General features: G+C 42.4%; 11 protein-coding genes and 1 pseudogene. 7 read left to right on the forward strand and 5 right to left on the reverse strand.

The window, feature by feature from the left end; genetic code table 11:
- Positions 1 to 69: 69 nt before the first annotated feature.
- Both HHA42_RS11740 and HHA42_RS11745 read left to right on the forward strand, forming a co-directional pair.
- Positions 70 to 210: pseudogene (locus HHA42_RS11740) on the forward strand (OsmC family peroxiredoxin); the annotation flags it as partial.
- Between the two features lie 123 nt (positions 211 to 333).
- A complete protein-coding gene (locus HHA42_RS11745) occupies positions 334 to 981 on the forward strand; it encodes a glutathione S-transferase (protein WP_168418958.1) in 648 nt (215 codons plus the stop codon).
- A gap of 102 nt (positions 982 to 1,083) precedes the next feature.
- Here HHA42_RS11745 and HHA42_RS11750 read toward each other — a convergent pair whose 3' ends face one another.
- Positions 1,084 to 1,692, reverse strand: a complete 609-nt coding sequence (locus tag HHA42_RS11750) for an SPOR domain-containing protein (protein WP_104852865.1) — start codon at positions 1,690 to 1,692, stop codon at positions 1,084 to 1,086.
- Between the two features lie 34 nt (positions 1,693 to 1,726).
- Positions 1,727 to 3,517 (reverse strand): arginine--tRNA ligase, encoded by a 1,791-nt coding sequence (gene argS, locus HHA42_RS11755; RefSeq protein ID WP_168526595.1) that lies wholly within the window; start codon positions 3,515 to 3,517, stop codon positions 1,727 to 1,729.
- Positions 3,518 to 3,712: 195 nt separating this feature from the next.
- Here argS and HHA42_RS11760 point away from each other — a divergent pair, with 195 nt between their 5' ends.
- Both HHA42_RS11760 and HHA42_RS11765 read left to right on the forward strand, forming a co-directional pair.
- Entirely contained in the window at positions 3,713 to 3,994 is a 282-nt protein-coding gene (locus HHA42_RS11760) for a DUF2798 domain-containing protein (RefSeq protein ID WP_168418956.1), read from the forward strand.
- A gap of 170 nt (positions 3,995 to 4,164) precedes the next feature.
- Positions 4,165 to 5,865, forward strand: coding sequence for an NAD-dependent malic enzyme (locus HHA42_RS11765; protein WP_168526597.1), 1,701 nt, complete (start codon positions 4,165 to 4,167; stop codon positions 5,863 to 5,865).
- 125 nt (positions 5,866 to 5,990) lie between these two features.
- On the opposite strand, the gene HHA42_RS11770 is transcribed toward HHA42_RS11765, so the two are convergent.
- On the reverse strand, positions 5,991 to 6,758 hold the full coding sequence (locus HHA42_RS11770; protein WP_168526599.1) for a hypothetical protein: 768 nt from the start codon (positions 6,756 to 6,758) through the stop codon (positions 5,991 to 5,993).
- 504 nt (positions 6,759 to 7,262) lie between these two features.
- Positions 7,263 to 10,754, reverse strand: a complete 3,492-nt coding sequence (locus tag HHA42_RS11775) for a PAS domain-containing hybrid sensor histidine kinase/response regulator (protein ID WP_168526601.1) — start codon at positions 10,752 to 10,754, stop codon at positions 7,263 to 7,265.
- Positions 10,755 to 10,939: 185 nt separating this feature from the next.
- Here HHA42_RS11775 and HHA42_RS11780 point away from each other — a divergent pair, with 185 nt between their 5' ends.
- The 3 genes from HHA42_RS11780 (at position 10,940) to HHA42_RS11790 (ending at position 13,892) form a co-directional block, all read left to right on the forward strand.
- Positions 10,940 to 11,272 carry a DUF485 domain-containing protein gene (locus HHA42_RS11780; RefSeq protein ID WP_167845675.1) on the forward strand — a complete coding sequence of 111 codons (333 nt, stop codon included), beginning with the start codon at positions 10,940 to 10,942 and terminating at the stop codon, positions 11,270 to 11,272.
- A gap of 1 nt (position 11,273) precedes the next feature.
- Positions 11,274 to 12,983, forward strand: coding sequence for a cation acetate symporter (locus HHA42_RS11785; RefSeq protein ID WP_168526603.1), 1,710 nt, complete (start codon positions 11,274 to 11,276; stop codon positions 12,981 to 12,983).
- Positions 12,984 to 13,193: 210 nt separating this feature from the next.
- Positions 13,194 to 13,892 (forward strand): ion channel, encoded by a 699-nt coding sequence (locus HHA42_RS11790; RefSeq protein WP_168418952.1) that lies wholly within the window; start codon positions 13,194 to 13,196, stop codon positions 13,890 to 13,892.
- 91 nt (positions 13,893 to 13,983) lie between these two features.
- Here HHA42_RS11790 and omp33-36 read toward each other — a convergent pair whose 3' ends face one another.
- A complete protein-coding gene (gene omp33-36 / locus HHA42_RS11795; RefSeq protein WP_289846662.1) occupies positions 13,984 to 14,916 on the reverse strand; it encodes a porin Omp33-36 in 933 nt (310 codons plus the stop codon).
- Positions 14,917 to 16,070: the final 1,154 nt, after the last annotated feature.

A 16,070-nucleotide genomic window follows, 5' to 3' on the forward strand; every position in this document is an offset into this window, starting at 1 on the left:
TACACGCTTGGCAACAAGACATTAACAGAGTGCGAATTAGTCCTTGACTATGTTTGACTACATTTTAAGGAACAGTGGATTGAACGCCATGTGCAAACTGAAGTGGTATTGGATGTAGAATTACAGCAAAAAGTACTGAATATCTGTCAAAAAACACCTGTGACTAAAACCTTGTTACGCAGTGTGGAAATTCGTACTGAATTGGGTTAAACCTAGAGTTGAATCTGTCTCTTATAAAAAGGCATACAGGACATGCCTTTTTATAATGTTGCGTGAAACAGAAGATATAACAATCACTTAAAACAGATGCAATAAAAACAAAATAGGACGTTTATGATTACTTTACACCACCTTGATCAATCCCGCTCTTTCCGTATTTTGTGGGCACTCGAAGAGCTGAGTTTGAACTATGAAATCAAGTTTTACCATCGTCAGCCCAATTTAAGTGCGCCCAATGAGTTGAAGCTGATTCACCCATTGGGTAAAGCACCAATTTTGACTGATGCAGAACAGACCATTGCAGAATCTGCTGTCATTTTGGAGTACTTGCAGCAGCATTATGATACGCAAAGGCAGTTTAAACCGCAGCAGGCTTCAGCACAGCAAGCCTATCAATACTGGATGCATTATGCCGAAGGTTCATTAATGCCATTGTTAGTGATGCAGTTGGTGATGACCAATGTGCCGCAGCATGTGCCATGGTTAGTTCGACCAATGGCGCAAAAAATTACAGCAGGTGTTAAAGCAGGGTTTATTCAGCCTCGTTTAAAAGATCATATTGCTTATTTAGAAGATTATTTGGCCAAACATGATTATTTTGCAGGGGATTTTTCTTTTGCCGATATTCAAATGGGTTTCCCGCTCCAAGCATTGCAAAGCCGTACAGGACATCATTATCCACAGATTGCGGCTTATTTGGCCCGCGTGGAACAGCGTCCTGCATTTCAGCGTGCACGCGAACGTGAGCAGCAGTTAATGTAAATCTAGCGATGATTTTTGTGAGTACATCGTTCTATAGACCTAAAAAAAGATGCCGAGGCATCTTTTTTTTAATTGATTTTGGTCGATTGATAACAATGAGGCTTAGCGTTTCACGACAATTGAATCAATTCCACTATGCTGCAAAGTTTGCTGAGCAATCACTGCAGCATCGGCTGAATCATAAGGGCCTGAAATCACTCGATACCAAGTTTCACCAGCTTCTACACTTTTCACCACATCTGCCGATAAACCATTCAAAATAATTTCGGCACGACGTGCATCTGCAGCATCTGGGTCGGTATAGCTACGCACTTGTAGAATATAGCTGGCTTGTACCACAGGGGCTGGCATTTCTGTCAGACCAACATTGGCTTCGCTGGCCGCTGGAGCCTCTACAGCAGCAGGTGCTTCAACAATGACTACGGTATTCTGTTGCTGTGTTTCAGGCACTGCTTGCTCAGGAATTGGCGTAACCTGTTGCTGTGGCAGCAAATCATAAAAACGATAGTCTTTGTTGGTATCTTCCTGATAATGCTCAGAATTGATTTGCCCTTTAGGCTGCACAGGTGCCCACGGTTTCCATAGCATTAAGGCTACAGCAAAACACAACACGATTAAAATCACCACGAGTGTGCCTAACCACGTTGGAATTAGTGGTTTTTTGGGCTTATTAGGTCGCTCAGATACACCGCGTTGCGTTTTTCCAAACACGTGGATTTCCTCTTGTTATGCTTTTATTGGGCTTTTACATTGTTTCTGGTGCAGAGACACCTAATAATTCTAAACCATTCCGCAAGACTTGTTGTACGTTTACTGAAAGCAATAAGCGTGCTTGGGTCAAGGCTGCATCATCATTCAGAACTTTATGTTCATTGTACCAACCGTGGAACAATGCTGCTAATTCTTTCAAATAGTTACCTACCTGATGCGGTTCGTGGCTGTTGGCAGCACGTACTAAAATTTCAGGATACGCAGCCAGTTTGGCTAAAATTTCAGTTTCAGCATCTAGCTCAAGTTTAGCGGCAAACTGACGTGCAGTCGTCGCATCAAAATTCAATTGCGTAGCCGCAGCTTTTTCGAGCATACGACAAATACGTGCATGTGCATATTGAATATAGTAGACCGCATTGTCTTTACTTTGTGAAACGGCTAAATCTAGGTCAAAGTCAATGTGCTGTTCAGATTTGCGCATGACATAATAGAAACGCGCAGCATCGTTGCCGACTTCTTTACGCAAATCACGCAAGGTCACGTACTGACCTGAACGGGATGACATTTGTACCATTTCACCGCCACGCCATAAGCTCACGAACTGCACTAACAGTACCGTTAATTTTTTCGAGTCATAGCCTAGTGCATCAATGGCCGCTTTCACACGTGAAATATAACCGTGGTGATCTGAACCCCAAATATCAATTAGGTCCGTATAGCCACGTTGTAATTTATTCAGGTGATAAGCAATGTCTGAAGCAAAGTAAGTGGTTTGACCATTGCGACGTTTCACCACACGGTCTTTTTCATCGCCAAATGCGGTCGATTTAAACCAGATATTGCCGTCTTGTTCGTATAGATAACCACGTTGATCTAGTGTTTGTAGGGCTTCATCAATTTTTTCTGTCAATGACGCTTCGCTAAACCATTGGTTAAAGGTGACACCAAACTCGCCCAAGTCATCTTTAATGTCGGCCAAAATAGCATTCAGCGCAGCCTGATGGAACACGCGATAATCATCGCCCAAGAGCGTTTGTGAATTGAAAATCAAACCATCAATGTGTTTTTCTTTATCGCCCGACAAGACCACTTTGTTGCCATCGGCATCGAGTTCTGCCGCATATTGCACATCTTCAGGCACATTGTTATATACATCTGCAACAGGGCGTACATGGCGCTGACCATCCTGTTTTAAAATGCTTTGTGCGATGTCTTTAACGTAGTCGCCTTGATACGCATTTTTTGGGAACACCAGCGTTTGACCTGCCAATTCCAAATAACGCAAGTAAGTTGAAGTCGCCAAAATATCCATTTGACGACCAGCATCATTGACATAGTATTCACGGTCAACTTTGGCACCTGTGGCTTCAAGTAAATTGGCAACTGTCATACCATAAGCAGCACCACGACCATGACCCACGTGCAGGCTTGAGGTTGGGTTGGCAGAAACGAACTCGACCTGAATGCGTTTTTCTGCATTGATTTGGCTGCGTCCAAATTGTTGTTTTTGTGCTTGAATTTGGTCTAAAACGCTAAAACGCTGGTCGGCATTTAAAAAGAAGTTAATAAAACCAGGGCCTGCAATCTCTGCTTTGCTGATGTCTGCAACTTCAGGCAAAGCAGCAAGAATTTTTTCGGCTAAATCGCGTGGCTTCATGCCTGCGGCTTTAGAGGCAATCATGGCAATATTTGATGCGAAATCACCGTGGCTGCGGTCTTTGGTACGGGTTAAATTACTCGTATTGTTCCAGTCAGATGGGAGTACACCTTCAGCTTGAAGGGATTGCACTGCATGATCGAGCGCTGCTTGTATTGCCGTATTCATATTTAGTCGAAAAATAGATGTGCAGAAAAACGCTAAATATAGCAAATTTCAGGGGCTTTAGGGGAGTGCAATTGTATGCTTTATCGAATTTCAGAGATTGTAGCTAAGCGTGAACAAATTGCCTGAAAAATCATCCTTTAAGCCAGCAATTCATGGCATAGTATGCGGCATTCAGTGAGGCGAAAAGGCTGGAGCATGAAACAACGTGCAATGATTTTTGGCAATGTACCCAAATTACCCATGAAATGGGCCACTGTGGTGATGCCTTTCTTTTTATCATGTCTGATGAGTGGCATCATTTCGTTGATTAACATGGTCCGAAATTTGGGCTGGATTGAGGGTTTTTTTACCCTGTGGTTGCATAACTGGATGATTTCTTGGGCGTTTGCTTTTCCAGTCGTATTATGTGTGCTGCCTTTGGTGCGTAAGTTCACTGGCTTAATTGTAGATATGACGCCACTGCAACCACCCAAATAAATGAGGTTCGATGCCTATATAACATGGGCTATCAGAAATAAAAATCATTCAGATTTGGTTATCAAACTTCTAAATGCCCTATTTGCTGCAATTCGGGCTAAGCTAGTCAGATGTCAGATGGTGCATCTCAATCCATGCGCCATCAGCAACCGATTAGAATGAGATGAACAATGACAACCGCAAATTTGCAGCAGAAACGTCCTTTATATATTCCCTATGCGGGCAACGGCCTTTTAGAATTACCTTTATTAAATAAAGGTTCTGCATTTTCAGAAGAAGAACGCACCCGTTTTAACTTGCATGGCTTAATTCCACATGCAATTGAAAATATTGAAGAACAAAGCCAGCGTTCGTATCAGCAATATTCTGCTTTTAGCGATGCCATCAACAAGCATATTTATTTGCGCAACATTCAGGACACCAATGAAACCCTGTTTTATCACCTGATTGAACAGCATTTGAGTGAAATGATGCCTATTATTTACACCCCAACTGTAGGCGAGGCATGTCAGCGTTTTTCTGATATTTACCGTCGTCATCGGGGTATTTTTATTTCCTATCCAGACCGTGCCCATATTAACGACATTGTACAAAACATTAATAAAAAGAATGTCAAAGTGATTGTGATTACCGATGGTGAGCGTATTTTAGGTTTGGGTGATCAGGGCATTGGCGGCATGGGTATTCCAATTGGGAAACTGTCTTTATATACAGCATGTGGTGGTATTAGCCCGGCCTATACCTTGCCCATTACCTTAGATGTCGGCACCAATAACCCACAATTACTGAATGACCCGATCTATATGGGCTGGAATCAGCCACGTATTAGTGGTGAGGAATACTATCAATTTGTCGATCAGGTGATTGATGCGGTGAAACGCCGTTGGCCAAAGGCATTGATTCAGTTTGAAGATTTTGCTCAGAAAAATGCCATGCCCTTGCTGAATAAATATCGTGATCAGATTTGCTGTTTTAATGATGATATTCAGGGCACAGCTGCCGTATCTGTGGGCAGTTTAATTGCTGCATCACGTGCGGCAGGCAAGCAGCTGAAAGATCAAACCATTGCCTTTTTGGGCGCGGGTTCTGCAGGATGTGGTATTGCCGAGCAAATTGTGGCGCAAATGGTGGTGGAAGGCTTGAGCGATGCTGAAGCACGTGCCCGTGTGTATATGGTGGATCGTTTTGGTTTATTCACCAGCAATCAGCCAAACTTACTCGATTTCCAACGTAAATTGGCACAAAGTCCTGACCGTGTTGCACATTGGGGTAATCCTGAGGGTGTGATTTCTCTGTTGGACGTCATTCAAAACGCCAAGCCAACCGTATTGATTGGGGTTTCGGGGCAACCGGGTTTATTTACTGAAGAGGTAATTAAAACCTTGGCTGCCAATTGCGAGCGTCCAATTGTGTTGCCATTGTCAAACCCAACCTCACAAGTTGAAGCATTTCCTGCCGATATTTTGGAGTGGACTGAAGGCAAGGCCTTAATTGCAACAGGCAGCCCATTTGAGCCAGTGAACTATCAGGGCAAACTTTATAATATTTCCCAATGCAATAACTCGTATATTTTCCCAGGTATTGGCTTAGGGGTAATCGCTGCAGGGGCAACACGTGTGACAGACAGTATGTTAATTGCATCCAGTAATGCGCTGGCGGACTGCTCACCATTGTTGCAGGATCCAAATGCAGATTTATTGCCTGATTTAAATGAAATTCAGCAGGTGTCTAAATTTATTGCATTTAGAGTCGCAAAAGCAGCAATGGATGCAGGCGTTGCAGCTGTCATGAGTGATGAGGCATTACGAGAGGCAATTGAGGCTAATTTCTGGAAGCCTGAATATCGTGATTATAAGCGTGTGACGTTTTAAGCAAAATTCATTCGTGTATTGTTAATGAAATAAGCCACAAGGCGTGCTATTGCACGCCTTGTTTTTATTTGGAATAGGATGGGGTTTGCGATGTGATTACTTGGAATTTAAGTCTTCAACTCACACTAAGCAATATAGTTCTGTTTTGGATTTAAATCGGCACAATTCAAAGGATTTAAGGCACATTGCAATTCATCAATTTGCTGCTCACTGACATAGCCTTGTCCAATCAGGTATTTTGCAACGTGGTCATCTCTCAGGCTTATAAACGCAGCATCGTACACGCCTAAATCGACAAATAAGGCTGCCGTTTCAAGACTGTTAAAACGGTCTAAATACACATCATTGCCATATAATAGAAAAATATGTTCGGCAGGGGCATGGGCATTAATATTCAAGCGTTCTGCCAATTCAAAGGGTGGGGTTTTAATAAACAGTAAATCGGACAGCTCATCAAATTGAGAGGTGTCGAGCTGTGCTGTATCGGTTTTGACTTTGCCCAACCATGCTTTAAAGACCAGTACGGCACCACCACGCAATAACATACTCCAAATATGTTGGCGGGTAGGTTCATCGAGACCTTGAGCTTCTTGCTCCAAAAGGCTGAGTAATTGTTGTTCCTGATCTGCAAGTTTCTCGAACAGACCTAAACCTTGAGGTTTATAAGCTGCAGGACTAAATACATCAAAGTTTAACTCTTCAAAAACCTGCAAGGCTAAGGGCACAGCACTTTGGTAAATGGTTTCCAAAGCTTGAAGATGTGTGGAACTGAGTTTGCTATTGGGGAACAGTTGATTCCATTGAATTTCGGGTAAGAGCGCATTGACGCCGTATTGACGATGCAGCTGCTGAGATTGTTCGGCAAGCTGCTGTTCATATTCAGCTAAATTCATGACATCACTTCCTAAAACGAGAAGAAGGGTTGATCAATGGCAGTATTTATATAGGCTACACCAGCTAATTGATCATTTCTTGTACTTAGTTATGCGCGCATGAAGCGTTTTAAGCATATACGACTAAAGTCTAATGTTTTGGCGATAAGGGCAAAAAATAACGACAAACTCAGGGCTTAGACAAATTGTAAAATTTATTGAGCATATTCACTTACCATCTTGTCAGACTTTGCCATAGCCAGTGAGACGATGGTATTTAATGTGAATGGCAGGCACTCAAAACTCGACGTTTTTGAAAATTTTGGTCAATGGCCGTTGTACATCAGGCCAGCGGCTGTGACACTTTACAGGCAATCTGTTGTTTTTTTGAGTGGTCTAGGGTTGCAGTAGGTAAAGTAGCATCAAACAGTTAGATGGATATTGAGTTGCTTTGCCTGCCTTGCGCTTTAAACATGGCTTGAATCAAGCACAGTTTAAAGCAGGGCAGACAAAGTTTTATGGGGATCAGCTGCCTGAAATTTTCAGTCCAGATAACCAAGAACGTAGCGATGCTGGTTTTAACGGTTTTTTCAGCAATACAATATTCAGCTCTTTTAAGCGCTGCGGCAACTCTGGGTCGGAGTCTGCTGTAATTAATGCTACAGGGACATCTTCCTGACGATGTTCCAGAATAAAATCTAAACCGATTTTATCGTCATTTAAGTGCTGATCGACCAACCAAACTTGAATGTGCTCACGCTGAATCAACTCAATTGCTTGTTCAGGTTCGGTGGCTTTAAATACGTGATAGCCCCATTTACTCAGCAGGGTCGCCATGCCTTCCAAAATGGTTTCATCATTGTCTAAACACAAAATTTTATAGGCTTTGGTTTTCAACGGCACCACTTGCACAGGTGCAGCCACTACTTTTGGAGCTTCGACAATCGGCACTTCAATCATAAAGCACGAGCCTTTGCCCAATTCCGAATAGACATGCACAGGGTAGTTCAGCAAACTGGTCATACGCTGCACAATCGCTAACCCAAGACCTAGACCTTGCTCACCCCAAGGCGACGTATGTCCGCAACGCTCAAATTCCTGAAACAGTTTAATACGTTGTTCTTCGGCAATACCCGGACCTGTATCCCACACCCCAATTCTAATATGTTGTGGATGTTCTGCAGAACGTAACACGCCCACGACCACACGCCCTTTGGCGGTATAGCGCAGCGCATTGCTGACAAAGTTTTGAATAATACGACGAATCCATTGTGGGTCGGTATCAATCCAGAACTGTACGTCATGCACACGGAATTCAATGCCACGTTGTGCCGCAATGGATTTAAATTGCAGGCTTAAATCGCTGAGTAAGTCATGCAATGGATAAGCCTGACGTTTCGGCTGAATCGTACCGCCTTCCAAACGGGCAATATCCAACAAGGCCGAGAGCATACTTTCTGCACCATGCAGGGCACGATCCAGTTGTTGCAGGGTTTTACGGTCTTCATCGGACTGAATACTTTGCTCTAAAGCCGTACTGAATAAGCGCGCTGCATGCATTGGCTGTAATAAGTCATGACTGGCAGCGGCAATAAAGCGGCTTTTGGACATATTGGCTTTGTCGGCTTGTTCACGTGCCAATTGCTGTTCTGCCAAAGCATCGGCCAATTGTTGTGTGCGATCTTGTACCCGTGCTTCAAGTACGGCTTCGTTTTCACGGAAAGCGGTAATATCGGCAAAGGTGGTCACGAAACCACCGCCTTCAATTGGATTACCACGCATTTGAATTACACGACCATCTTTACGGATGCGTTCAAACTCGTGTGCACTGCCCATTTTCATCCAGTGAATACGTTTACGCACGTGTTCTTCAATTGAGCCCGGACCACATTCACCACGTTCTGCGTTATAGCGAATCAAATCGGCAATTGGGCACCCGACATAGACAATATCTTTAGGATAATCAAATAGTTTGAGATATTGATTATTCCATGCTACCAAACACATATTTTCATCTACCACACTCACGCCTTGGGTCATGTGGTCAATCATGGTCATGATTAGGTTTTGGTTAAAGCGTTGCCATTGTGAGGCTTGGTCAAGAATATTCGCAACTTGCCCTAAAGCGAGTCCGTTATTGACCATGGCAGTGGTGAGCAAAGTACGCGCAGATGCTGCACCAATGGTGCCTGCCAAATATTGTTCGGTAAAACGCCACCACATGCCGTTGGCATTGGCATTTTCATTCAGCACCACATTATTTTGCTGACTAAACTGCTCAAAGGCTTGTCGGGTTGGAGATTCGCCTGTAATGCGTTTTGCCAGTGTGATTAAATCGCCTACTTTTAAACGCGCTACATCCTGATGTGAATAGCTGACCTCGTTGCTCATGTTCTGAGTTGGCAAAGGCTTGGTTTCATAATAAAAGAAACTTTCGGCCTGAATCTGTTCTGCCACACTTGGGCGGAAAATACGTGACACCCAAACATATAACAAAATATTTAAACCGAGCGCCCAAACCACCCCATGTGTGAGCGGGGCAAAAGATTCAAAGCCAAGCAAGGCTTCAGGGCGTAACCCATTGATGCCTAAAGGTCCCAGCAATAAAAATTCACGGGTAAACTCGCTGAACTGACTTGGCAGGCTGCGTAAAATAGTCGGAAGTAGCAGGGTATAGGCCCACATCGCAAATCCAACAATTAAGCCTGCATAAACGCCCTGTTTACTGCCACCACGCCAATATAACCCCCCAATCAGGGCAGGGGAGAACTGTGCCACTGCACTAAAGGCCAATAAACCAAATACAGAGAGCTGATCAATATCGTTAAAGAAGTTGAAGAACAGGAAGCCGAGCAGCATCACCGCTAAAATACAAATGCGTCGGGTGAATTTCAGTACCAAAGGCAAGCGCTTGTCATGGCGTGAGAAAATGCCCATGCGCCACAAGGCAGGCATGATCAGGTCATTACTCAGCATGATCGACAGTGCTACTGAAGATACCAATAGCATGCCTGTTGAGGCGGAGAATCCTCCCAAGAACGCCAACAGCGTCAACCAGTCTTGGTTATAACTGAGAGGCAAAGACAAAACCGCTACATCTGGGATGGCTAAATATTGCGGAGCTGCGTGCAAGGCCCAACTGGCAATTGGAACAATCGCGATGGTGGTTAAAATCAGATAAACGGCAAACCAGCGACGCGCACCCCGAATGTGCTTTTCATCACGCAATTCAACCACTGCCACGTGGAACTGGCGTGGCAAACAAATAATGGCTAATGCCGCCAATAAGGTTTGTATCCAGAAGGTTTCAGGCACACCAAATAGCTGGACCTCATTAAATGTGATTGAAACATCATTGGCAATTTGATGAATATTGCCGGGTGCTTCAAATACAAAGAAGAAGGCCACAGCCAGCAAGGCAAATAGTTTGACAAAGGACTCAAAGGCAACCGCAAGCATTAAGCCGCCGTGTTGTTCGGTATTGGCAATTTGTCGAGTACCAAACAGCATCGCCAAAATAGCCAATAAACCTGTCAGGAATAACACCGCATTGGTGGTACTTTCAACATTGGTGCTTTGATCCAAAATCACTGCGGCACTCAGCGCAATTGCGCGTAATTGCAAAGCCAAATAGGGAATAATTGCAATCACCGCCAAAATTGTGACCAGTGATGCCAATGGCCCGCTTTTACCGTAACGTGCAGCAACAAAGTCAGCAATCGATGAAATGGCGTGGTGTTGTCGCACTCGACCTAAACGTCGCCAAATATCATAACCAACAGCGACAAACAGCAATGGCCCTAAATAAATGGGTAAAAAAATGATCCCTTCACGAACGGCTGCGCCCGTTGCACCATAAAAAGTCCATGATGAACAGTACACCCCTAAAGTTAAGCTGAACATGAGCATGCGCCCACGCGTGCTTAAACGACTGGCGTGTTTTTCCCCATAGAAAGCACAGATAAAAAGTAATGCGATATAGAGGGCTAAAACCCCCATAATGAGCCAGCTGTTCATGATGCCTTAAAAGTATCGACAATAGGGCTATGATAGCCTATTCCATTGCCTTTGCGCTGAGGTTGATCATTTTTTTAGCGACCAAAGTCTAAATTGCAAATCGGCTTCAACATTGTTAATTTTAAGTTCGAAATAATTCGAATTAAAAATTTGCGCCTAAGGCAGGGCGCTTTAAGGAGCAGGTTATGGATGAGGTACAAGTAGAACGCATTCTACAAAACCCAAAATTCAAAGAAATGGTTCGCAGAAAAAGTAACCTAAGTTGGACATTAACAGCAATCATGTTGTTTGTGTACGTAGGTTTCATGCTTTTAGTGGGCTATAACAAAGAATTCTTATTGAGTTCAATTTCTGGCGGTGTGACGACTTGGGGTATTCCATTAGGTCTGAGCATTATCGTTTTATCTTTCATTTTGTGTGCTGTTTATTCATCAATTGCGAATGGCAAACTTGACCAATTGAACGAAGAAGCGATGCGTGAAGTTGAAGCAATTACACATGAGAAAGGAACGCACTAAGATGAAATGGAATTCATTGAAAGCACTGGCTGCGTCTACTGTATTAATGTCAGGTATGGCATTTGCAGGACCAGATTTAGGTGCAGCAGAACAGCAGCCAACCAACTGGCCAGCAATTATTATGTTCTTAATTTTCGTTGGTGCAACTTTGTTCATTACTAAATGGGCAGCGAAGCAAACTACGAGCACTAAGGACTTCTATACCGCAGGCGGTGGTATTTCTGGTTTCCAAAATGGTCTAGCGATTGCAGGTGACTATATGTCAGCAGCATCGTTCCTCGGTATTTCCGCAATGGTGTTTATGTCAGGCTTTGATGGCTTGCTATATTCACTGGGCTTCATGGTGGGCTGGCCAATTGTATTGTTCTTGATTGCTGAACGTTTACGTAACTTAGGTAAATATAACCTTTCTGACGTGGTATCGTTCCGTCTAGCTGAAAAGCCGGTACGTACCCTTGCAGCATTCAGTTCACTTGTTGTGGTTGCGTTCTATCTGATTGCACAGATGGTAGGTGCGGGCCAGTTAATCAAACTACTCTTTGGTTTGAACTACAACCTTGCGGTAGTAATCGTGGGTCTACTCATGATGGCTTACGTAATGTTCGGTGGTATGTTGGCAACAACTTGGGTACAGATCATCAAAGCGGTGATGTTACTTTCAGGTGCAACTTTCATGGCCTTCATGGTAATGAAAGGTGTGGGCTTCAGTTTCACTAACATGTTCGAGCAATCGATCCAAGTATTCTCTAAAGTACATGACTTGAGCTTGGCAGATGCTGCAAACATTATGGGTCCTGGTAATTTAGCGTCTAACCCAATTGATGCAATCTCACTTGGTCTTGCGTTAATGTTCGGTACTGCAGGTTTACCACATATCTTGATGCGTTTCTTCACAGTAAAAGACGCGAAAGAAGCACGTAAATCAGTAGTTGTAGCAACAGGTTTCATTGGTTACTTTTACTTATTGACCTTCATCATTGGTTTTGGTGCGATCCTTTATGTATCAAACAACCCACAATTCCTTGATGTTGCGAAAATGGCAGTGACTGGCAAGTTAGAACTTGTTGGTGGTAACAACATGGCTGCGGTGCACTTGTCTGACGCAGTTGGCGGTGACTTGTTCATGGGCTTCATTTCAGCGGTAGCATTCGCAACAATTCTTGCGGTTGTAGCTGGTTTGACATTGTCTGGTGCTTCAGCAATCTCTCACGACTTGTATGCTAACGTATTCAAGAAAGGTCAAACGACACCTGAATCTGAACTTCGCATGTCTAAAATTGCAACTTTAGGCTTAGCAATCTTCGCAATGATCTTGGGTATTCTTTTCGAGAAACAAAACGTTGCATTCATGGTCGGTTTAGCATTCTCTGTAGCAGCATGTGCAAACTTCCCAGTACTTGTACTATCTATGTTCTGGAAAGGCTTAACGACTCGTGGTGCAGTGATTGGTGGGGTAGCAGGCTTAGTTTCAGCAGTCACCTTGATTGTATTGTCTAAAGCAGTTTGGGTAGATACGCTGCAAATTTCTGACACACCAATCAACCCATTCAATGGTCCTGCGATCTTTGCAATGCCACTTTCATTCTTCTGCTGCTGGTTGTTCTCTATCACTGACAACTCTGCGCAAGCACAAGCTGAACGTAAAGCATTCGATGCACAGTTCGTACGCTCACAAACTGGTATTGGTATCTCTGGTGCATCTGACCACTAAGGTCTGAAACACCTCAAAAAAGTCCCAGCAATGGGACTTTTTTTATGGCTAAAATTTCGTGGATGATCTATCTAGCATCTAGGAGGGCTATTTCATCTAAAGCATAGAGAGAGGTTTTATATATGCAATTTTGATACAGAGTCCATGCATGCAGTGATCTGGCAGCATGTTATGTTAGAAATCAAAACAATAAAAAGGCAGCCGAGGCGTATGCAAGCACTACAAAATGTATGGAAAGGTTTTCGGATATTACCTTCGGCATGGCTGTTGTTCTTACAATTTGTGATTTTGCTGCTCTCACTTTTTGCACATCACAACATGCCCTATAAAGTCATAACATGGATGGTCGGCGTACTGGTCTTGTTATTGATTGCTAAAGTTATTCGTCAGACTCCTATGCTGAGTGTGCTGGGACTAAGTTTTGTATATGCTGCACTATTTTTTTCAGTATTGATTTTATTGGGGGTGCGGCATCCGCTGGTATTGGTACTGAGTCATGCCTGCGAAGCGGCTGCATATTTTAGTGCTGCTTATGGTTTATTGCGCTATATGTTTCATGATCGCTATTTAACCAAAGATGAGTTGTTTGCTGCGGCAGCAGTCTTTACTTTAATTGCTTGGGGATTTGCCTTTTTATATAGCATTTGCCAGATATTGATTCCAAATAGTTTTCAGAACCCGAATGTTACAGGTTTACAAAGCTGGTTGGATTTACTGTTTTTAAGTTTTAGTTTGCAATCTGCGACAGGTTTATCTGATCTTATACCGATCAGTCCCGAAGCACGGTTGATTGCCATGTTGCAAATGTTCTGTGGCGTGATGTATTTGGCATTGATCGTGTCACGTTTAATCGCATTGCAGTACATTCGCCACTTACCGCATCATCACCATGATGATTCGGCTGAGTAAAACAGCGTGCAAATTTTTCATGACATATTTCAGGCATAAAAAAAAGACGCTCAGATGAGCGTCTTTTTTAACTTCGGTATCTAATGTGAAATTAGAAACGGAATTTAGCGTTTACACCAACAGTTTGAGTGTCAAGTACATCATCGTCTTCTTCTGCTGCTTTAGCTGCTTCGAAGTTTGCATTTACATAGCTTGCACCTACTGAAACCGCAGGAGTGATGAAGTAGTTTACGTTCGCGCCCCAAGCTTTATTTGGAGAATCGTTGTAGCTTGACTCCATGTATGACGCACCAACGCTAAGTGCTGGTGTTAAATAAAGATCAGTTTTTAAGTTATAAGCAGTGCTTTCACCGTAAACTAGACCTGCTTCAAAACCAACAGCCATATTGGTGCCGTCAATTGCACCTACGTATTTTGTACGTGCAGTGATTGCATCTTGGTCTTCAGCAATTGTGCCTGACTCAAGCGCTGCTTTAGCAACACCATTAGCAAGGATGTTGAACGCATCTAAAGAAGCTTGGTCTGCAACACTCGTATAACCTACAGCAACCAAGAAGTTAGGTGCAACAACTGCACCAAGTTCTAAAGCGTAACGGTCGCCGTTATCGTCTGCAAAACCAGTTTTATTGTCTACAATTGTGTGGCTATAAGAAGCACTTGCATACGCTGGAACCAATTGGGTTGGTACATACGCTTCAGCTTTAGCGCCATATACGTGCACAATGTCACGATCCCCAAGCTCTTTGCTTTCACCATAGTTATACGCTAAAGCAATATTTGATGCTTGGTTTAAGAATGCAGCTTCAGCCAATGGACCTTTAGTTGCATCAACATTTTTGAAGTAGTAAGTACCTTGAAGGGCACCAGAAAAGTCCTGATCGTTTACTGTATTGTCGATGTATTCAGATTGACCTTGAACTTCGAATTGGTACGCTTGAGCACCGGTCATGGCTAATAATAATGCAGTGGCTAAACCGAGTTTTTTCATGATAGTTACCAGTTTTGTTAAAAATGGATGAAACATTGATCATTTTAGTGTAACAAATTATTAAGTCAATGAACTAAAACAACATTCTTCAGGCATTAAGTCCAATTGATTTTATTGGTTGAAAAATATTCAAACAATTTTTTAGATGTCAACCTTAAAAATGTAGTGATAACAAGTCATTATGTTATTTAGAACCCTAGAGTTATGACAGGTTGAAGAATTTTTGATTGGAATAAGCGATGCTATTTATGTAAATAATCCTTAAAACCAATAGTTTTAGTGTGAACAATAACCTAAAAAGTGACAATTTTTTTGTAGAAATGCTCTTTTGTCGCATTAAAAACATGCTAATAGCCATAATTTTTGATGATTTAATTGGGTTTAATAATAAAACTTTGTGATTTTATTCACATTATTTTGAGATTTTGTGCAAAAATAAAGCAGACCAATTAACTATGCTTTACATAAATTGTGATTTAGTTCATAATTCTCTCACGTAGTCCTACTACTTAAGTCGGATTTTTGAGTTTTGTGAAATTTCTCATAATTTTACATATCAAATCTACAGACTGGTTTTTTCAGTAGTACGATGAAATTCTCCATAATTGTTTCTTTTTATCTGCCCAACTTTCCCCAAGGTTGGGTTTTTTTTGTCTTAAATTGGCTGGCTGGTTACTTATCACTTTGCTATCGGCCAGATGATAAAAGTTAATATATGGATGAGTTTTATGCATCATATTGGTGCATTTATATTGATGGGTGAATATGAGTGCTGTTATTTTTGTATAAAAAAAACCCAGTTTTCAATGAAAACTGGGTTTTTTCGCCAAAATTTGCGGGAAAGTTTAATTTTCTGCTGAGGAAAAACTAAACTCGCCCTATTGGGGTGCATTATGCACCTAAATGTTGCAACTGTAAAATATTTTCTGCTGTTCACAGTGAGTTTTTTCATCATTTCGGTATGAAACATAAAGCATATAAATGAATTGAAAGTGACTCAGAATCAGTGAAACATGGATGAGCTGTTATTTTGCTTTAGTGGGTTGCAATCATTTTGAGTATATTACCGATGCTTAATTAAAACTAAGCGATTAAAATTATTGCTAAAATAAATAACCTGAGTTCGATGAAATCCACTTAACCTTTTAGCATATTTTGGAAAGTTGGCTTATTGGGGTTCAAACAATAAG

It is taken from the genome of Acinetobacter sp. A3, from assembly GCF_012371415.1.
Classification (GTDB): domain Bacteria; phylum Pseudomonadota; class Gammaproteobacteria; order Pseudomonadales; family Moraxellaceae; genus Acinetobacter.